Below are 18,460 nucleotides of genomic sequence, written 5' to 3' on the forward strand. Positions count from 1 at the left end.
AACAAGGCACACCCATGATCATTCTTTTCCGGCGAGCATCGCTGATGCTCGCGGCGCTTTGCTGCGCCTGCCAAACTGCACAGGCTGCCTTCATCGATGACGGCAGCGGTAACCTGGAACTGCGCAGTTTCTACTTCGACCGCGACTTTCACGGTGACAGCGCCACGCAATCGCGGCGTGCCGAATGGGCTCAGGGCTTCATGCTGCGCTTGCAGTCCGGCTATACCGACGGCGTGGTTGGCGTCGGCCTGGATGCGGCAGGCATGCTTGGATTCAAGCTCGACTCCTCGCCAGACCGCAGTGGCACTGGGCTGCTGCCCCGAGGCAGTGACAAGCGTGCTGCGGGCGACTACGCCAAGGCCGTCGCTACCTTCAAGGCCAGGCTGGCGCAGAGCGAACTGAAAATCGGTGGCCTGAGCCCTCAACTGCCGCTGCTGGCGTCCAACAACAGCCGGTTGTTCCCCCAGTGGTTCAACGGTGCGCAGTTGGTCAGCAAGGACCTGGACCGGTTTACTTTTACCCTGCTGCAAGTGGATGCCACCAAGTTGCGCGACTCCACTGATTACGAAGACCTGACGGCCATGGCGCAGCAAGGGGCCTATTCGGCAACGGTCACCACTGATCGGCTGTATTACGCCGGAGTCGACTACCTGCCATCGAACAACCTGACCCTCAGCCTGCACACCAGCACGCTCGAAGACCTGTTCCGGCGTGATTTTGCCGGGTTCAAATTCAAGATCCGCCTGGGGCCGGGGGATGTCTTCAGCGAGTGGCGCTGGTTCAATGCTCGCCAGCAAGGCCGGGCATTGCTGGGTGAAGTCGACAACCGGACCCTCAGCACCAACGTCGGCTACAGCATTCAGGGCCACACGTTCAGTGGTGGTTATCAGAAGGTGAGCGGTGACACGGCCTACGCCTATGTGGGAGGTACCGATACCTACCTGTTCAGTGAACAGCAGGTCAGCACCTTTGCCCTGGCCAACGAGCGTGCGTGGATGCTGCGCTACGACTACAACTTCGCCGCGTTGGGTATCCCGGGGCTTACGTTCAATGTGCGCTACGTGAAGGGCGACCAGGTGGAGCCGCAACGTATAACCAGCGCGAAGGGCAGGGCCCTGGCAGCAGGCGATGGAGAAGGGCGGGAGTGGGAGCGCACCACGGATATCACCTACGTGGTGCAGTCGGGGCCACTCAGGAATGTGTCGCTACGCTGGCGAAATGCGAGCATGCGCTCGAACTTCGCCGATGCGGCGGATGAGAACCGGGTGATTGTGGGGTATACGGTCGATTTCTGATGCTATACACGAGGTACTACGCGAAGTCTGGGGCCCTCGCACTAGCTGTTGCCGGGCTGTGTTCTGGCGCCTGCAACGCGATGCGGCCATAGAAGAACAACGCCGTTACCCAGGTTGTCAGCCAGACAAAGATCCCCGCCCAGAATGTATGGGACATATAGTGCCAGCCCTGCAGTACCCGTGTTGTGCCGTACACAAACCCGATCAGCAGAATGACCGCCAGCAACTTGCGCGCCTGTGCCCAGCGATGACGCAATGCCACGAAATACAGCGCCAGCAAGGTAAACCCGCTGGAGGCATGGCCACCCGGCCAGCAGCGGCCATCGCCGGCCTTGTTCCACCAGGAGAAGTTTTCGAACCATTCAACGCGGGCCTGCGTACCGCCATACAGTGTGGTTTCCACAGGGCAATACACACTGGTGTGGCTTTTCAGGTAATGAATCACGGTCGTGCTCAGTGCAAACGCCACGACCACGAACAGCAAGTCGCGGCGGTGTTGGGTGGTGAAGCGCAGCACGGGTGCGATACGGGCTTTTTCCAGCACCCGGGTCAGGCCCAGTTGAGGGCGGTTGGCCAGGCGCGGCCAGATGAACGACAGCAAGCTGCCGATGACTGCCAGTTCACCTGTCCAGTCCGGCAGGATGCGTGGCCACTTGTGGGTGACCTTCTCGAACCACTGATTGTGCAACAGCGGGAACTGACCGGTGGCGGGGTCGAGCAGCAGGTTGCTGATCCAGCGATCGAGCTCGGTGAGGTCGAATGCCACGAACACGATGGCGGCCAGCAACAGCGGCAGTAGCAGGTTGTTGCGGTAGAACGCGGCGCGGGAGGGCATGTTCACAGCTCCTTGGCATCAACGAGTTTGCGCCATTCACCGGCAGCCATCTGGCCCAGCAGCGTTGCCTTGCCATCGCTGCCCTGGGTGATGAACAGGGCACTGGCATAGCTGTTCGACGTCGCGCTGGCGGGTACCTGGAGCGCTTGCTCCAGCTGTTCCATGCAACCGCTGTGGCTGACCAGCACGAGGTTGTGGCCGGCCCGCTTGTGGCCAAAGGCGTTATCGGCAAAGTGCCCGTCACACTGATTAAGCCAGCTTTGCGTGGCAATGGTTTTACCAAACATGGCTTGCGCGGTTTGTCGGGTGCGCACCTCCGGGCTGGTCCACACGTCGGATGACGCCAGGCCAAGGTGTTGCAGGCCTTGGCCTACAGCGGCGGCCACCTGGCTGCCCGCAACCGTAATGCCGTTGGGGTCGCCCAGGCAGGCACCTCTGGACCGGTCGCAGCGTTCGGCATGGCGCAGTACCACAATCACCGAGCCTTTTGCCCAAGCAGCCTCCAGCCCACTGCGTTGCAGGTGGTGCGGGTTGCCCAGGTTGGGGACGGCCGTGCGGGCATGCGCCCATGATGCTGCCACGCCCAGGATGAACAGCAGGCACAAGACTGCGAATAGCGCCGTGCCCCAAGGGAACCGGTAAACCTGCACACGGCGTGAGGCGGGGGATTTGTCGATAACGCCTTGCAGCATGTTTGCCACTCCAGTCAGCTCGCTCCATTACGAGAGCGTCGGCACTGTAGGTAGCAGGATGTCGGTAGAGAGTGAGGCAGATGTGAAAAAAGCCTTGGCCCGACAGAGCCTTGGCCTTGCTGCAGAGATGAGAAGTCAGCCATGAAACCGGTTTCAAAACATTTCTGAACGCGCTAGATTATTCGGCTGTCTTCTTGATGGCCTATCAAGATCACCTCTCCATTGAAAATCAGATGGCGCTTATCAAGGCCGCCCCAAAGCCGATGAGGATTCCCAATGCCTGAGCATGCCCCAGACAACCCGCGCAGGGATTTTCTGCGCAAAACCTTGACCCTGATCCCTGTCGTTACCGTGGCCAGCACAGGGCTGGGCGTGGGTGCCAGCCAACTGCTTGCGGCCCCGCAACAGCAGCAACAGCCACCGAAAGTGCCGGCCACGCCACCGGCGGGTAACTATCAGCCGACATTTTTCAGCGCCGAAGAGTGGGCGTTTCTGCAAGCCGCCGTGTCCCGCATCATTCCGGCCGATGAGCTTGGCCCCGGCGCGCTTGAAGCCGGCGCTGCCGAATTCATCGACCGGCAGATGAACACGCCGTACGCCACTGGCGCGCAGTGGTACATGCAAGGCCCTTTCAACGCCGACGCAGCGCCAGAGCTGGGTTATCAGTTGCAGCTCAGCCCTCAGCAAATCTACCGCCTGGGCATCGCTGCCGTGGACGGCTGGTGCAAGGCCAATTCCGGGCAGGTTTTTGCTGAGCAAGATAGCGCTACCCGAGACCGTATTCTCGGCAAGATCGAGGCCGGAGAGCTGGTTTTAGACACCGTGCCGGCCAAGGTGTTTTTCAGCTTGCTGGTGCAGAACACCCGCGAAGGGTTTTTCTGCGACCCGATCCATGGCGGCAACAAAGGCATGGTCGGCTGGACCCAGATCGGCTTCCCCGGCGCCCGCGCCGACTTCATGGACTGGGTCGAGCGCAACGAGCCTTACCCGTTCCCGGCTGTATCGATCCGCGGCGAGAGGGCCTGAGGCATGGCGACTGTGTTGAAAAAAGTGGATGCGGTGATCGTCGGCTTCGGCTGGGCCGGGGCGATCATGGCCAAGGAGCTGACCGAGGCCGGGCTGCAGGTGGTGGCGCTGGAACGTGGGCCGATGCAGGACACCTACCCGGAAGGCAGCTACCCGCAGGTGATCGACGAGCTGACCTACAGTGTGCGCAAGAAGCTGTTCGTCGACGTGTCTAAAGAAACCGTCACTGTCCGCCACAGCATGAACGATGTGGCACTGCCCAATCGTCAGCTTGGCGCTTTCTTGCCAGGCAAGGGCGTGGGCGGCGCGGGCTTGCACTGGTCGGGTGTGCACTTTCGGGTAGACCCGGTCGAGTTGCGCATGCGCAGCCACTACGAAGAGCGATACGGGCGAAAGTTCATCCCCGACGACATGACCATCCAGGACTTTGGCGTCACTTACGAGGAGCTGGAGCCGTATTTCGATTTCGCTGAGAAGGTGTTCGGCACCTCTGGCCAGGCCTGGACCGTCAATGGCCAGGTCGTGGGCGAAGGGAAGGGCGGCAACCCCTATGCGCCGGACCGCTCCAGCCCGTTCCCGCTGCCCGCGCAGAAGAACGTGGTGTCGGCCAGGCTGTTCGAAAAGGCCGCCACCAGCCTGGGCTACAAGCCTTACAACCTGCCATCCGCCAACACCTCCGGGCCATACACCAACCCCTACGGGGCACAGATGGGGCCGTGCAACTTCTGTGGCTTTTGCAGCGGGTACGTGTGCTACATGTACTCCAAGGCCTCGCCCAACGTGAACATTTTGCCGGCGCTGCGCCAAGTGCCTAACTTCGAGCTGCGGCCCAATGCCCATGTGCTGCGGGTGAACCTGGACGACAGCAAGCGCAAGGCCACCGGCGTCACCTACATCGATGCCCAGGGGCGCGAGGTAGAGCAGCCGGCGGAGTTGGTGATCCTGGCGGCGTTCCAGTTCAATAACGTGCGCCTGATGCTGCTTTCCGGCATTGGCAAGCCTTATGACCCGGTGAAGAACGAAGGCGTGGTGGGGCGTAACTTTGCCTATCAGAATATGGGCACGGTCAAGGCGTTCTTCGACAAGGACACCTACACCAACAACTTCATCGGCGCGGGTGGCAACGGCATCGCCATCGACGATTTCAACGCCGACAACTTCGACCATGGCCCGCACGGCTTCGTCGGCGGCTCACCGATGTGGGTGAACCAGGCTGGCAGCCGGCCGATTGCCGGCACCGCCAACCCGCCGGGCACGCCGGCCTGGGGCAGCGCGTGGAAGAAAGCCACAGCCGACTACTACACCCATCAGGTATCGATGGACGCCCATGGCGCCCACCAGTCGTACCGTGGCAATTACCTGGACCTGGACCCGACTTATCGCGACGCCTATGGCCAACCGCTGCTGCGCATGACCTTTGACTGGCAGGAAAACGACATCAGGATGAACCAGTTCATGGTCGACAAACTGAGCAAGATCGCCCAGGCGATGAACCCCAAGTCCATTGCGGTACTGGGCAAGAAGGTCAAGGACCACTTCAACACCGCCAGCTACCAGACCACCCACCTGAACGGCGGCGCGATCATGGGCACCGACCCCAAGACCAGCGCACTGAACCGTTACCTGCAAAGCTGGGACGTGCATAACGTGTTTGTCCCGGGCGCTTCGGCGTTCCCTCAGGGCCTGGGGTACAACCCGACCGGGCTGGTGGCCGCGTTGACCTACTGGTCGGCCCGCGCCATCCGCGAGCAGTACCTGAAAAACCCCGGCCCGCTGGTCCAGGCTTGAGGAGCGATGAGCATGAAGACAATGTTGATCGCAACCCTGCTGCTGGGGGCCACGACGGCTGTACAAGCCACCGCGAATGATGATGCCCTGGTGCGCCAGGGCGAGTACCTGGCCCGCGCCGGTGACTGTGTGGCCTGCCATACCGCCAAGGGCGGCCAGCCCTTTGCCGGCGGCCTGCCGATGGAAACGCCGATCGGCACGGTGTACTCCACCAACATCACCCCGGCGACCAGCGGCATTGGCCAGTACAGCTTCGAAGACTTCGACCAGGCCGTGCGCAAGGGCATCCGCAAGGACGGCAGCACCCTGTACCCAGCCATGCCATACCCGTCTTATGCGCGCGTCAGCGAGCAGGACATGCAGGCGCTGTACGCCTACTTCATGAAGGGTGTGGCGCCCGTCGAACAGGCGAACAAGGCCAGCGACATCCCCTGGCCGCTGAGCATGCGTTGGCCGCTGGCTGTCTGGCGCGGCCTTTTCGCGCCCGAGGCCAAGCCGTGGCAGGCAACGGCTGCTGCCGACCCGGTGGTGAACCGTGGTGCGTACCTGGTCGAGGGCCTTGGCCATTGTGGTGCCTGCCATACACCGCGGGCGCTGACCATGCAGGAAAAGGCCCTTAGCCCGGCAGATGGCGAGCAGTTTCTGGCCGGCAGCGCTCCGCTGGAAGGCTGGATTGCCAAGAACCTGCGTGGCGACCACAAGGACGGTCTGGGCAGCTGGAGCGAAGCGCAGCTGGTGCAGTTTCTCAAGACTGGGCGCAGTGATCGCAGCGCCGTGTTCGGTGGCATGAGCGACGTGGTCGAGCACAGCATGCAGCACCTGAGTGATGCCGACCTGACCGCGATCGCCCGTTACCTGAAGACCCTGCCGCCGAGCAACCCTGAAGACCGGCCGCAGGTCTATGACAAGCAGGTGGCAGATGCGCTGTGGAAGGGCGATGACAGCAAGCCAGGGGCTGCGGTGTACATCGACAATTGCGCGGCCTGCCACCGTACCGATGGCCAGGGCTACACCCGCGTGTTCCCGGCTTTGGCCGGCAACCCGGTGGTGCAGACGGCGGATGCCACGTCGCTGATCCATGTGGTGCTGGCAGGGGGCACGGTACCGGCGACGCACACGGCGCCTTCGAATTTCACCATGCCGGCGTTTGGCTGGCGCCTGAGCGACCAGGAGGTTGCCGAGGTGGTGAACTTCATCAGGAGCAGCTGGGGCAACCAGGGAAGCGCCGTCACGGCCGGTGATGTGAAGTCGCTTCGCTGACTTCTCCAGCTGCAGCCTGATCCACTGTGGGAGCGGGTTTACCCGCGAATGCGATGTCGAATCTACCGCCGCATTCGTGGGTGAACCCGCTCCCACAGTTTTTGGTTGAAATTGTATTTGCATCAATCAGTTAATTTGCTTATCTAACCTCGAATATCATGTCTGTTGCAGCATTGCCGACCAACGGAAGGTTGACGAACTGCCGCAGTTTTGCTGTATTGAAACCGGTTTCATCGCAATCACAACAATCATAAGGACTGCCCATGACCGACGCGCCTGCCCATGCCCGCGAACGGGTCACCATCAGCGAAGTAGCGCGTGTCGCTGGCGTTTCCAAGGCCACCGTTTCCCGTTACATCGGTGGTGATCGCCAGTTGCTGGCCGAAGCCACGGCCAAGCGCCTGGAAGAAGTCATCGAGCGGCTTGGCTATCGCCCCAACCAGATGGCCCGCGGCCTCAAGCGCGGCCAGACGCGACTGATCGGCATGCTGGTAGCCGATATTCTCAACCCCTACTCAGTGGCCGTGATGCATGGCGTGGAAACCGCCTGCCGTCAGCACGGTTACAGCCTGGTGGTGTGCAACACCAACCGCGACGACGAGCAGGAGCGTCACCACCTGGTGGCCCTGCAGAGCTACAACGTCGAAGGGCTGATCGTGAACACCCTTGGCCATCACCCCGGCGAGCTGCTCAACCTGCAGCGTGACATCCCCATGGTGCTGGTCGATCGCCAATTGCCCGAGCTGAATGTCGACCTGGTTGGCCTGGACAATGCCGATGCGGTCGAGCAGGCCCTCGACCACCTGCAGGCACAGGGCTACCGCGATATCCTGGCGGTCAGCGAACCCCTCGATGGCACCAGCTCACGCCTGGAGCGGGTGCAGGCATTCGGCATGTCGGTCAGCCGTCGTGCCGGCATGCGCCAGCAGGTGCTGGAAATCGGCGCCGGGCTGGAGGGGCAGCTGGCGTCATTCCTGGCCAGCCGTGGCCATGGCCCGCAAGCCATTTTCACCTTCAACGGCGTTGCAACCTTGGCGGTGACCCGGGCCTTGCACGAAGCCGGGCGCAACCTGTTTGCCGACGTCGGGCTGATCGCCCTCGACGACCTTGACTGGTACCCCTTGGTCGGTAATGGCATCACTGCACTGGCGCAACCCACCGAGCGTATCGGCGTGGCGGCTTTCGAAAGCCTGCTTGGCCGCCTGCGCGGCGACAGCGGGGCGGCTCGGCGCATCGACTTCAAGGCCGAGCTGATCATCCGAGGTTCAACCCAACCCCAATAAGCAACGGCAGGCTGGCGCCTGCTGCTGCCGACTAAAAATGAAACCGGTTTCATAAGGACAAGAACAATGCACACGAACCCCGTTTCCATCAGCCTCTCCAGCTACGGCGCCGACTTCGTGCGGCAACGTGGTCAGGAGCAGTTCCTTGACCTGCTGGCCGCCGCTGGCGTTAGCCGTGTGGAGTTGCGCGAAGAACTGTTTGCCAGTGCGCCGGACGCGACAGCGCTGGGTGCTGTCATTGCCGCATTGCGCCTGGAATGCCTGTACTCGACACCCCTGGAGTTGTGGACCGCGCAAGGCGTACCCGACCCACTTGTGGTGCAGAAGCTGGAGCTCGCCCGCGCGTTTGGCGCGGTAGCGCTCAAGGTGTCCCTGGGGCACTTCAACGCGCGTTGCGATGTCACCGCCCTGGCAGCGCTACTGCCCGCACATGGGCCGCTGTTGCTGGTGGAAAACGACCAGACTGAACACGGTGGCAAGATCGAGCCGCTGCTGCAGTTCTTCCGGCACGCCGACCCGCTTGGGCTGCGCCTGGGCATGACCTTCGATATTGGCAACTGGCAATGGCAAGACGAGTCTGCAAGGCAAGCCGCGCGTCAACTGGGCCGCTGGGTGCGCTATGTGCATTGCAAGGCTGTGGAGCGCCGGGCCGATGGCCGACGGGTTGCCATACCGCCGCAAGCGGCTGACCTGCAAGCGTGGGCAACGCTGATGGCCGAGTTCACCCCCGGTGTGGTGCGCGCTGTCGAATACCCCCTGGTTGGCGAAGACCTGCTGGCGCTGACCCGTGCCCAGGTGCGTAGCCTGTCTGCGCTGGGGGCGGAGGTGGCCCATGCATGAGCATGACGTGCTGTGTTTTGGTGAAACCATGGCCATGTTCGTTGCCGAGCAAACCGGCGACCTGGCCAGTGTCGGCCAGTTTGGCAAGCGCATTGCCGGCGCAGACAGCAATGTGGCGATCGGCCTGGCGCGGCTGGGCTTCAAGGTGCGCTGGCTGAGCCGGGTCGGTGACGATTCACTGGGCCGTTTCGTGCTCGACAGCCTGCAACGCGAAGGCCTGGACTGCTCCGGTGTCGAAGTGGATAGCACCTGTCCCACGGGCTTTCAGCTCAAGGCCCGCTGCGATGACGGCAGCGACCCGGCTGTGGAGTACTTCCGCCGTGGTTCGGCGGCCAGCAAGTTGTCACCCGAACGGCTGCGTGCAGACCTGTTGCAAGCGCGTCACCTGCACGCCACTGGCATTCCGCTTGCGCTGTCGGACAGCTGCCGGGCCCTGTCCCACGCGTTGGTCGACGCCATGCGTGCAGCCGGTCGCAGCATCTCGTTCGACCCCAACCTGCGCCCCTCGTTATGGCCTGATCAAAACAGCATGGTGCGCGAAATAAATGCCCTGGCGGTCAAGGCCGACTGGGTTTTACCGGGCCTGGAAGAAGGCCGGTTGCTGACCGGCCGGCACACCCCGGCAGACATCGCCGCGTTCTACCTCGACCAAGGGGTTGAGTTGGTGGTGATCAAGCTGGGCGACGCCGGTGCCTACTTGCGCAGTGCCAAAGGGGAAGGCCAGGTAGCAGCCGTGCCCGTCAGCCGTGTCGTGGACACCGTCGGCGCCGGTGATGCCTTTGCCGTTGGCGTGCTCAGCGCGCTGCTGGAGGGCCGCGCAGTGGCCGAGGCGGTGGCGCGCGGCAACTGGTGCGGCAGCCGTGCCGTGCAGTCACGAGGCGACATGGAAGGGCTGCCGCTGCGCCACGAGCTGGAGGCCTTCGACCTGCGCAGAAGCGCGTGACCCCTTAACCCCGAATCACCTGTTGCAACAAAAACAACAAGCTCAGGAGAAACAAACCATGCAAAGCCAAAGCCTGGCACCTCGCCGCTGGTGGTACATCATCCCGATTGTGTTCGTCACTTACAGCCTGGCGTATCTGGACCGCGCCAATTACGGTTTCGCTGCAGCGTCCGGCATGGCCGAAGACCTGCACATCACCCCTGTGTTGTCCTCGCTGTTGGGCGCGCTGTTCTTTCTCGGTTACTTCTTCTTCCAGGTGCCTGGCGCCATCTACGCCGAAAAGCGCAGTGTTAAGAAGCTGATTTTTGTCTGCCTGATCCTCTGGGGTGGCCTTGCCACACTCACGGGCATGGTCAGCAACGTCTACATGCTGATTGGCATCCGCTTCCTGCTCGGGGTGGTGGAGGCCGCCGTCATGCCGGCGATGCTGGTGTACCTGTGCCATTGGTTCACCCGTGCCGAGCGTTCGCGTGCCAATACCTTCCTGATGCTGGGCAACCCGGTGACCATTCTGTGGATGTCGGTGGTGTCGGGTTACCTCATCAAGCATTACGACTGGCGCTGGATGTTCATCATCGAAGGCCTGCCAGCCGTGATCTGGGCGTTCTTCTGGTGGCGCTTGGTCGACGACCGCCCGGCCCAGGTGAACTGGCTGAGCGAGCAGGAAAAAGAAGCCCTTCAGCAGGCGCTGGCTGCCGAGCAGCAGGGCATCAAGCCTGTGAAGAACTACCGCGAGGCGTTCCGTTCGCCGCAGGTGATCATCCTGGCGCTGCAGTACTTCTGCTGGAGCATCGGCGTTTATGGCTTTGTGCTGTGGCTGCCGTCGATCCTCAAGCAGGCGGCCAATGTCGATATCGTGCAGGCCGGCTGGCTGGCCTCGGTGCCATACCTGGCGGCGGTACTGGCGATGGTGGGCGTGTCCTGGGCCTCCGACCGCCTGCAAAAGCGCAAGCGCTTTGTCTGGCCGCCGCTGCTGGTGGCCGCGGTGGCGTTCTATGGCTCGTACGCCTTGGGCGGCGAGCATTTCTGGCTGTCGTACGCGTTGCTGGTGCTGGCCGGCGCCTGCATGTATGCCCCCTATGGCCCGTTCTTCGCGATCGTGCCCGAGATCCTGCCGGCCAACGTCGCAGGCGGGGCCATGGCGCTGATCAACAGCATGGGCGCGCTGGGCTCGTTCGGCGGTTCGTGGCTGGTGGGCTACCTCAATGGCGCGACTGGCGGGCCGGGCGCTTCTTACCTGTTCATGTGCGGCGCGTTGCTGACCGCCGTGGCGCTTACCGCCGCACTCAACACGTCACAGACATCTGGCCGGGCCAAGCGCAACAGCTCGCGGCTGGCCATGAACCCTTAGGAAACCTGCAATGAAGAAGCGAATCGTCCTGTATAAACGCCTGTCTGACGACTTGATGACCCGCCTGCAAGATCGCGTCGAGGTCACCTGGGTGGATACCGCCCGGCCCGATGGCCTGGCCCGCCTGCGCGACGCGTTGCCGGGCGCGCATGGCTTGCTGGGTGCCAGCCTGCGCCTGGATGCCAGCCTGCTCGACCTGGCGCCACAGCTGGAAGTGGTGTCCAGCGTTTCGGTCGGCGTGGACAACTATGACATTGCCGAGCTCAGCCGGCGCGGCGTGATGCTGACCAACACGCCCGACGTGCTGACCGAAACCACTGCCGACACGGGTTTTGCCTTGATCCTGGCCACTGCCAGGCGGGTAGTGGAATTGGCGAACTGGGTACGCGACGGCCACTGGCAGGCCAACCTGGGCCCGGCGCATTTTGGCTGTGACGTGCATGGCAAGACGCTGGGCATCGTCGGCATGGGCCGCATCGGCGAGGCCTTGGCCCGGCGAGCGGCTGCCGGCTTCGGGATGCGCGTGCTTTACCACAGCCAGCGGCCCAAGCCCGAGGTGGAGGCGCGCTACGCCGCGCGCCAGTGCAGCCTGGATAAGTTGTTACAGCAGGCGGACTTCGTGTGCCTGACCGTGCCGCTGAGTGCCAGCACCGAAGGCCTGATTGGCGCACGGGAGCTGGCGCTGATGAAACCTGAGGCGATCCTGGTGAACATCTCGCGTGGGCGCGTGGTGGATGAGCCTGCGCTGATCGATGCGCTGCGGGCCAAGCGCATTCGTGGGGCGGGGTTGGACGTGTTTGTGCAGGAACCGCTGTTGACAGATTCGCCGCTGTTGCAGCTGGATAACGTGGTAGCGACGCCACATATCGGCTCGGCAACCCAGGAGACACGCCAGGCCATGGCGCGTTGCGCGGTAGACAACCTGCTCAGCGCGCTGGCCGGCGAACGGCCGGCGAATCTGGTCAACGGCTGACTCGCATCCGAAGGCTTGCGCAACGCCCTGTAGGAGCGGCCTTGTGTCGCGAAAGGGCCGCAAAGCGGCCCCCGGTTTCAGCAGAGATGCATAGAATTCTGGGGCTGCTTTGCAGCCCTTTCGCGACACAAGGCCGCTCCTACAGGGGACCGTGTGATCTCCGATGAATTCTGGTTAACGGCAGTTACCTGCCTTGCGATAGCCAGCTGCCTGCGCTTCACCTTCCGTAGCAAAGGTCACCTGGTTCTTCGCGGCTACCTGGTTGTAGCCCGGGCAGCCAACAGACAGGTGATAAACATGGCTGTTGCGGTTGCCAAGCACAGCCCCGACCGACGCGGCGCTGGCCAGGCTCGGTTTGGCCTCCGCCTTGGCGGCTTTCGCTGGCACTGCCTGAGCAACGCCACTGCCAGCCGGCTTGTAGTCGGCAGTCCATTTGCGTTCGCCACTCACGAACGGGTTGGCATGGCCCATGATCGCGGCAATACGGCGGTCGCGTTCTTTTTCCCAGGCCGACACCGGGTGCTGCTTGTCCCACGCCATCAACAGCTGTTGCTGCTGGCGCGACATGCTCAGTTGGTAGCGGTCGAACATGTAGAACGTGGTACGCGCCACCAGGCCTTTCACTTCATCACGCGGCTCTGCAGCGCGCTGGACGAAATCGACCTTGGTGGTGCACTGGCCGTATTCGCCGGCATTGCCGGCAACCATGCCGTAGTTGAAGTTGCTGCGGTCACCATTCACCTCGCCCACCGCCGGGTACAGGTTGAACAGGTCGGCTTCCATGGCACGGAACACCGGGTCGTTGTCCACGCAGTGCTCGCGGCCGCCGTTTTTCCAGCACTGACGCTGGTTGCCGAAGGTGTAGGCGGGCACGATGTGTTCCCACTCGGTACGCTCGGCGCGGTTCTGCTGCTTGCGGGTCTGGTAACCACACGAGGCCGCATCGATGCGCCCGCCGGACTTGCCCACCCAGGTCCACTTGCAACCGCAGTACAGGTCGCCCATGGCGCTGCTGGCCTGGTCAAGGTACACCTTCTGCTTGGCCACCACCTTGGCTTCGGTGAAGGTTGCCGGCGGGTTGGCCAAGGCGGGCAGGGTAAAGGAAAACAGTAAGGTTACGGCGTAAAGCAGTGATTTCATGAGAAAAACATATTTCAGGATGGGGCGCGCATTGTAATGGTTTCCCCGGGGCTGGCCAGCTCGCGCAGCCACACCAAGGGTCGGCCTGGGTCGTCGCTGGCCATACGGCTGAACGTGGTTGAGTCGAGCATGTCCCTGACCTGGGTGCCCATGCGCAGCAGGCGCTCGATGAAACCGGCGCCGACGTCGCCATAGTCTTCCAGTGAAACGCCGCTCTGGTTGTGCTGGATGGCCAGGTGGTAGTGGCTGACCCCGGCACCGTTGCCACTGCCGCCCAGTACCACCGTGAAGCGCGGGCCGAGCAGGCTGGCCAGGCGCTGCTGGACCAGGTCCAGTAGCGCGAGCGGGACTTCATCGTGTCGCAGTGCGTTGGGAAAGCAAGGTGTGAAAGGTGGCATGGGGGTGTCCTGCTGGGCAGCGTTCGAATGCTGGCCAGCTTAGGCAAGGTGACTGTCAACTTGGGTTAAGCCGGGGTAAAAGCAGGTAATGTGTACCGTCGGTGATCAGAAGGTCTGCCCCAGCGAGAACTGGAAGATCTGCGTTTCTGCGTTGTCCGGTTTTTTCAGCGGTGCCGCCAGGCTGAAGCTCAGCGGCCCCATCGGGCTGTACCAGGTCACGCCAACCCCCAGCGACACGGCCATCTGCGCCAGGTCCACGCTGCCGCAGCCCTGGGTGGTCGACAGATAGCAGGTGTCGGCATACACGTTGCCGGCATCGATGAACACCGAACTGCGCAGCTGGCTCTGGTCCTTCACGAACGGCAACGGGAAGATGTACTCGGCGCCGCCGGTAATCAGGATATTGCCCCCCAGCACATCGGTATCGCGGTCGGAGTAATAGGCTTGGCCGGCGCTGGCATAGGTGCCGGTGGCCGGCGTGTTGCGCGGGCCGAGGCCGCCGTCCTTGAAGCCGCGCACCGAACCCAGCCCACCTGCGGTGTAGCTTTCGTAGAACGGCAGGCCGTCGGTGGAGCCGTAACCGTTGCCGTAGCCCAGGCTGGTGTGCAGGCGCAGCGAGGTTTTGCTGGTCACCGGCAGGTAGGTCTGGCCGTTATAGTCCAGTTTGTAGAACGACAGGTCGCTACCGGGGGTGGTGGCCATCAGCGTCAGGCTTTGCGAGTGGCCACGGGTGGCCAGCACGCCTTTGTTGAGGGTGGATTCAGACCAGCCGATCGACGCCTTGAGGTTGTTGAAGCTCTTGCCCTCGCGAGCGATGAAGTCGTAGATCTCGTCGGCGCTGTAGGTGCCGGGCGAGATGTCGTCGTGTTGCAGGGTCAGTCCATAGGTCAGGCGCGATGTTTCGTTGATCGGGTAGCCAAAGCTGACCCCGGCGCCGTAGCTGTTGATTGCGTAGTACGAAACGCCATCGTCGTAGTAATCGCTGTAGTCGGTGCTGCTGTAGAAGGCGTTGTAGCCCAGGCTGACGCCGTCGGCGGTGAAGTAGGGGTCGGTGAAGCCGAAGTTGTACTTGGTCTGGTATTCGCTGCGGGTCAGGCCGACCGACACCTTGTTACCGGTACCCAGGAAGTTGCTCTGGCTGATCGAACCACCGAGGATCAGGCCGGCGCTCTGAGCGAAACCGACGCTGGCGGTGATCGAACCGGAGGCCTGCTCTTCGACGCTGTAGTTGACGTCGACCTGGTCGTCGGTGCCCGGCACCGGCGGGGTCTCTACGTTGACTTCCTTGAAGAAGCCCAGGCGCTCCAGACGGGTCTTGGACTGGTCGATCAGGTAGGTCGAAGCCCAGCCGCCTTCCATCTGGCGCATTTCGCGACGCAGCACTTCGTCTTCGGTCTTGGTGTTGCCGCGGTAGTTGATGCGGTTGACGTAGGCACGCTTGCCCGGGTCGACCACGAACATGATGTCGACCGTGTGCTCCTGGTCGTTCGGCTGAGGCACGCCGTTGACGTTGGCGAAGGTATAGCCTTCGTTACCCAGGCGGCGGGTGATCAGCTCGGAGGTAGTGGTCATCACCTTGCGCGAGAACACCTGGCCCGGCTGCACCAGCAGCAGCGACTTGACCTGGTCTTCCGGCACTTTCAGGTCACCGGACAGCTTCACGTCGCGAACGGTGTACTTCTCGCCTTCGTTGATGTTGACGGTGATGTAGACGTGTTTCTTGTCTGGCGTGATGGACACCTGGGTGGAGGCGATGTCCATGTTGATGTAGCCGCGGTCCAGGTAGTAGGAGCGCAGACGCTCCAGGTCGCCGGACAGTTTTTCGCGGGCGTACTTGTCGTCGTTCTTGAAGAACGACAGCCAGTTGGTGGTCTTCAGCTCGAACAGCTGCCCCAGGGTTTCATCGTCGAACACGTTGTTGCCAACGATGTTGATGTGCTGGATGGCAGCGACGGTGCCTTCGTTGATCTTGATCTTCAGCGCGACGCGGTTGCGCGGTTGCGGCACCACTTCGGCGTCGACCTCGGCCGAATAGCGGCCCTGGGCCACGTACTGGCGCTGCAGTTCGTTACGCACGCCTTCGAGGGTGGCACGCTGGAAGATCTCGCCTTCGGCCAGGCCCGATTGCTTCAGGCCCTTCATCAGGTCTTCGGTGCTGATCGCCTTGTTGCCTTCGATCTCGATGCTCGACACCGACGGGCGCTCGACCACGTTGATGATCAGCACATTGCCATCGCGGTTCAGCTGAATGTCCTGGAAGAACCCAGTCTTGAACAGGGAACGGGTCGAGTCCACCAGGCGGCGGTCATCGGCCTGGTCGCCGACGTTCAGCGGCAGGGCACTGAACACACTGCCGGCGGAAACCCGCTGCAGGCCGTTGACGCGGATGTCGGCGATCCTGAAGGGGGAGGCCTGAACCAGTGTGGTTTTCAGCAACAGGATGGAGAGCAACAGGCGCGGGTAGTTCATCGGGGGTTCCAGACAAGCGGATTCGGAGGGGAGCAAGCGCGGGCAACCCGCAAGCAGCGGGCGATGAGGATACGGGCGGGCTGTGTACGGCGCGGTTAGCCGAGGGTAAAGATGTGTAAAGTCCGACCGGCCGGCGGTGACAGTGCCGCCGTGGGGGGCGATCATTAACGCCCCTGCAATTGCGATATCTGGCCCCGATGATCCCCGTGCTGCTGGTCGACGACGACCGCGAACTGACTGAAATGCTCTCTTTGTACCTGGCGCGCGAAGGCTTCCAGGCCACGGCCGTGGACACTGGCGAGGAGGGCGAGGCCCAGGCGTTGTCCGGCCAGTACCAGGCGGTGGTGCTGGACGTGATGCTGCCGGGTATCTCGGGTATCGAAGTGCTGCGGCGCGTGCGTGCGCGCAGCCAGGTGCCTGTGCTGCTGCTGACTGCCCGTGGCGACAACATCGACCGCATTGCCGGCCTTGAGCTGGGGGCCGACGACTATGTGCCCAAGCCCAGCTCGCCGGGTGAACTGGTAGCACGCTTGCGGGCGATTCTGCGCAGGGTACAGCCGCAGCTGATGGGCGAGGCCAGTGCACCTGAGCAAGTGCGCACGGGGGCCTTGAAAATGTGGCCGGGTCGTCGCGAAGCGCACTGGGGCGATGCCACGCTGGAACTGACCGGCTCGGAGTTCAGCCTGCTTGAGGCGTTGGCCCGCCAGGCTGGACAGCTGGTCAGCAAGCAGGACCTGTCGCTCAATGCCTTGGGCCGGCCGCTGACCCGCTACGACCGGCGCATCGATGTGCATGTCAGCAGCATCCGGCAAAAGCTCGGCCCGCGCGCTGACGGCAGCAGCTGGATCCAGAGCGTGCGTGGCATGGGCTACATGCTGATAGTCGAATGATGCGCCGGCGCCTGTTCTGGAAGCTGTTCCTGGCATTCTGGCTGGCCAACAGCCTGACCTTTCTGGTGGGCGCAGCCACCTTCATGCTCAATGACTGGCGTGGAGACAGCCCGGCACTGCGTTCGCTGCTGGGCACCGAGCTGCAGCTGTTGCAGCGCTATGGCGAACAGGCCGGCCGGCAGTTGCTGAACGTGTCGCCGCAGCCACCCGATGTGCAGGTGGGGCTTTACGATAGCCAAGGGCAACTGCTAGCTGGGAAGGCGGTACAGGTGGCCCGTTTCGAGCAAGCGTTACGCGACAGCGAGGGCCGCCCGCTGGTGCTGCGGGCCTCGGTGGCCACAACCGTTGGCGAGCCACCCCGTCCGCGTGGCATGGGCCCTTTGTTTACCGGCACGTTGATGAGTGCGCTGTTTGCCTTCTTGTGCAGCCTGTACCTGACACGCCCGCTGGCTTGGCTGCGTGAGGCGATGGGCCAGGTGGCCCAGGGCCGGTTCGACGTGCGCGTGAAACCCCGGCTTGGCAAACGCCGTGACGAGATTGTCGAGCTGGCCGAAGACTGTGACCGTATGGCCGGCCAACTCAAGGCCCTGGTGCAGGCGCAACAGAACCTGCTGCATGATATTTCCCACGAGCTGCGTTCACCGCTGACCCGTATGCATGCAGCCATCGGCCTGATGCGTCAGCAACCCGACCGGCTCAATATGCTGGAACGGGTCGAGCGTGAGTCGCGGCGAATGGACGACCTGATCGAGCAGTTGCTGACCCTGGCCCGCGCCCAGGCGCGGCAGGGCGACAGCGACTTTGCCAGCGTGGATGTGGTCGAGTTGCTGGCGCAGATCGTCGAGGACGCCCGTTTCGAGGCGGGGATGAAACAGTGCCAGGTGTCCTTGCACGCCCAAGGTACGTTTCTCATCCACGGGCATGAGGAGCTGCTGTACCGGGCGTTCGAGAACATCATCCGCAACGCTGTGCGCTACACCGCAGCCGGTACGGAGGTGCTGGTGCAGGCCGCGCTGGCGCCGGGCGGGCAATGGTTGCAGGTCAGTGTCAGCGACCATGGGCCGGGCGTAGAGCCGGCCCGCTTGCAGCGCATTTTCGAGCCGTTCGACCGGGGCACCGATAACAGTGGCGATGGCTTTGGCCTGGGGCTGGCGATTGCACAGCGGGCTATTGCGTTGCACGGCGGCAGCATCACGGCGCTGGCTGCGGACAGTGGCGGGTTGCGGGTACGCATCGAGCTGCCGCAGGCCAGCCCTGCCTGAATGCAGGGCTGAGCT

16 protein-coding genes are annotated in these 18,460 nt (G+C 62.9%); 11 read left to right on the forward strand and 5 right to left on the reverse strand.

Annotated features, from left to right (window positions below; all coding sequences use genetic code 11):
- Positions 1-14: 14 nt before the first annotated feature.
- The gene (locus QQ992_RS12380) at positions 15-1,295 is read left to right on the forward strand and encodes an OprD family porin (RefSeq protein WP_286113601.1); all 1,281 of its coding nucleotides are present in this window, start codon (positions 15-17) and stop codon (positions 1,293-1,295) included.
- A 16-nt stretch (positions 1,296-1,311) separates the two neighbouring features.
- Here QQ992_RS12380 and QQ992_RS12385 read toward each other — a convergent pair whose 3' ends face one another.
- Positions 1,312-2,130 carry a phosphatase PAP2 family protein gene (locus QQ992_RS12385; RefSeq protein ID WP_286113603.1) on the reverse strand — a complete coding sequence of 273 codons (819 nt, stop codon included), beginning with the start codon at positions 2,128-2,130 and terminating at the stop codon, positions 1,312-1,314.
- A gap of 2 nt (positions 2,131-2,132) precedes the next feature.
- Entirely contained in the window at positions 2,133-2,822 is a 690-nt protein-coding gene (pmrG, locus tag QQ992_RS12390; protein WP_286113605.1) for a lipopolysaccharide core heptose(II)-phosphate phosphatase PmrG, read from the reverse strand.
- A gap of 276 nt (positions 2,823-3,098) precedes the next feature.
- Here pmrG and QQ992_RS12395 point away from each other — a divergent pair, with 276 nt between their 5' ends.
- The 8 genes from QQ992_RS12395 (at position 3,099) to QQ992_RS12430 (ending at position 12,286) form a co-directional block, all read left to right on the forward strand.
- Positions 3,099-3,848, forward strand: coding sequence for a gluconate 2-dehydrogenase subunit 3 family protein (locus tag QQ992_RS12395; RefSeq protein ID WP_286113606.1), 750 nt, complete (start codon positions 3,099-3,101; stop codon positions 3,846-3,848).
- Positions 3,849-3,851: 3 nt separating this feature from the next.
- The gene (locus tag QQ992_RS12400; protein WP_286113607.1) at positions 3,852-5,636 is read left to right on the forward strand and encodes a GMC family oxidoreductase; all 1,785 of its coding nucleotides are present in this window, start codon (positions 3,852-3,854) and stop codon (positions 5,634-5,636) included.
- Positions 5,637-5,648: 12 nt separating this feature from the next.
- A complete protein-coding gene (locus QQ992_RS12405; RefSeq protein WP_286113608.1) occupies positions 5,649-6,896 on the forward strand; it encodes a cytochrome c in 1,248 nt (415 codons plus the stop codon).
- Between the two features lie 263 nt (positions 6,897-7,159).
- The gene (gene ptxS / locus QQ992_RS12410) at positions 7,160-8,179 is read left to right on the forward strand and encodes a transcriptional regulator PtxS (protein WP_286113609.1); all 1,020 of its coding nucleotides are present in this window, start codon (positions 7,160-7,162) and stop codon (positions 8,177-8,179) included.
- A gap of 66 nt (positions 8,180-8,245) precedes the next feature.
- On the forward strand, positions 8,246-9,019 hold the full coding sequence (locus QQ992_RS12415; RefSeq protein ID WP_286113610.1) for a sugar phosphate isomerase/epimerase family protein: 774 nt from the start codon (positions 8,246-8,248) through the stop codon (positions 9,017-9,019).
- Complete coding sequence (locus QQ992_RS12420; RefSeq protein ID WP_286113611.1) at positions 9,012-9,962, forward strand: sugar kinase; 951 nt, start codon at positions 9,012-9,014, stop codon at positions 9,960-9,962. The genes QQ992_RS12415 and QQ992_RS12420 overlap by 8 nt, the downstream gene beginning before the upstream one ends.
- 58 nt (positions 9,963-10,020) lie before the next feature.
- A complete protein-coding gene (locus QQ992_RS12425) occupies positions 10,021-11,313 on the forward strand; it encodes an MFS transporter (RefSeq protein ID WP_286113612.1) in 1,293 nt (430 codons plus the stop codon).
- 10 nt (positions 11,314-11,323) lie between these two features.
- Positions 11,324-12,286: a 2-hydroxyacid dehydrogenase gene (locus tag QQ992_RS12430; protein WP_286113614.1), complete on the forward strand. Its 963-nt coding sequence runs from the start codon at positions 11,324-11,326 to the stop codon at positions 12,284-12,286.
- 174 nt (positions 12,287-12,460) lie between these two features.
- Here QQ992_RS12430 and QQ992_RS12435 read toward each other — a convergent pair whose 3' ends face one another.
- The 3 genes from QQ992_RS12435 to bamA all read right to left on the reverse strand — a co-directional run bounded on the left by QQ992_RS12435 (position 12,461) and on the right by bamA (position 16,293).
- Positions 12,461-13,426, reverse strand: coding sequence for an endonuclease (locus QQ992_RS12435; RefSeq protein WP_105947663.1), 966 nt, complete (start codon positions 13,424-13,426; stop codon positions 12,461-12,463).
- Positions 13,427-13,440: 14 nt separating this feature from the next.
- Entirely contained in the window at positions 13,441-13,824 is a 384-nt protein-coding gene (locus tag QQ992_RS12440; RefSeq protein ID WP_286113616.1) for a hypothetical protein, read from the reverse strand.
- A gap of 105 nt (positions 13,825-13,929) precedes the next feature.
- Complete coding sequence (gene bamA / locus QQ992_RS12445) at positions 13,930-16,293, reverse strand: outer membrane protein assembly factor BamA (RefSeq protein WP_286113617.1); 2,364 nt, start codon at positions 16,291-16,293, stop codon at positions 13,930-13,932.
- 197 nt (positions 16,294-16,490) lie between these two features.
- On the opposite strand from bamA, the gene QQ992_RS12450 reads away from it, so the two are divergent.
- Positions 16,491-17,183, forward strand: coding sequence for a response regulator transcription factor (locus QQ992_RS12450; protein ID WP_025755066.1), 693 nt, complete (start codon positions 16,491-16,493; stop codon positions 17,181-17,183).
- Positions 17,180-18,445: a HAMP domain-containing sensor histidine kinase gene (locus QQ992_RS12455; RefSeq protein WP_286113618.1), complete on the forward strand. Its 1,266-nt coding sequence runs from the start codon at positions 17,180-17,182 to the stop codon at positions 18,443-18,445. The genes QQ992_RS12450 and QQ992_RS12455 overlap by 4 nt, the downstream gene beginning before the upstream one ends.
- Positions 18,446-18,460 lie beyond the last annotated feature (15 nt).

Source organism: Pseudomonas kurunegalensis (assembly GCF_030291635.1).
GTDB lineage: Bacteria > Pseudomonadota > Gammaproteobacteria > Pseudomonadales > Pseudomonadaceae > Aquipseudomonas > Aquipseudomonas monteilii.

What these genes read in the sequence shown, in the direction of transcription:
- QQ992_RS12380 (WP_286113601.1), top strand. Translation starts at nt 15, where the DNA reads ATGATCATTCTTTTCCGGCGAGCATCGCTGATGCTCGCGGCGCTTTGC.
- QQ992_RS12385 (WP_286113603.1), bottom strand. Translation starts at nt 2,130, where the DNA reads ATGCCCTCCCGCGCCGCGTTCTACCGCAACAACCTGCTACTGCCGCTG.
- pmrG (WP_286113605.1), bottom strand. Translation starts at nt 2,822, where the DNA reads ATGCTGCAAGGCGTTATCGACAAATCCCCCGCCTCACGCCGTGTGCAG.
- QQ992_RS12395 (WP_286113606.1), top strand. Translation starts at nt 3,099, where the DNA reads ATGCCTGAGCATGCCCCAGACAACCCGCGCAGGGATTTTCTGCGCAAA.
- QQ992_RS12400 (WP_286113607.1), top strand. Translation starts at nt 3,852, where the DNA reads ATGGCGACTGTGTTGAAAAAAGTGGATGCGGTGATCGTCGGCTTCGGC.
- QQ992_RS12405 (WP_286113608.1), top strand. Translation starts at nt 5,649, where the DNA reads ATGAAGACAATGTTGATCGCAACCCTGCTGCTGGGGGCCACGACGGCT.
- ptxS (WP_286113609.1), top strand. Translation starts at nt 7,160, where the DNA reads ATGACCGACGCGCCTGCCCATGCCCGCGAACGGGTCACCATCAGCGAA.
- QQ992_RS12415 (WP_286113610.1), top strand. Translation starts at nt 8,246, where the DNA reads ATGCACACGAACCCCGTTTCCATCAGCCTCTCCAGCTACGGCGCCGAC.
- QQ992_RS12420 (WP_286113611.1), top strand. Translation starts at nt 9,012, where the DNA reads ATGCATGAGCATGACGTGCTGTGTTTTGGTGAAACCATGGCCATGTTC.
- QQ992_RS12425 (WP_286113612.1), top strand. Translation starts at nt 10,021, where the DNA reads ATGCAAAGCCAAAGCCTGGCACCTCGCCGCTGGTGGTACATCATCCCG.
- QQ992_RS12430 (WP_286113614.1), top strand. Translation starts at nt 11,324, where the DNA reads ATGAAGAAGCGAATCGTCCTGTATAAACGCCTGTCTGACGACTTGATG.
- QQ992_RS12435 (WP_105947663.1), bottom strand. Translation starts at nt 13,426, where the DNA reads ATGAAATCACTGCTTTACGCCGTAACCTTACTGTTTTCCTTTACCCTG.
- QQ992_RS12440 (WP_286113616.1), bottom strand. Translation starts at nt 13,824, where the DNA reads ATGCCACCTTTCACACCTTGCTTTCCCAACGCACTGCGACACGATGAA.
- bamA (WP_286113617.1), bottom strand. Translation starts at nt 16,293, where the DNA reads ATGAACTACCCGCGCCTGTTGCTCTCCATCCTGTTGCTGAAAACCACA.
- QQ992_RS12450 (WP_025755066.1), top strand. Translation starts at nt 16,491, where the DNA reads ATGATCCCCGTGCTGCTGGTCGACGACGACCGCGAACTGACTGAAATG.
- QQ992_RS12455 (WP_286113618.1), top strand. Translation starts at nt 17,180, where the DNA reads ATGATGCGCCGGCGCCTGTTCTGGAAGCTGTTCCTGGCATTCTGGCTG.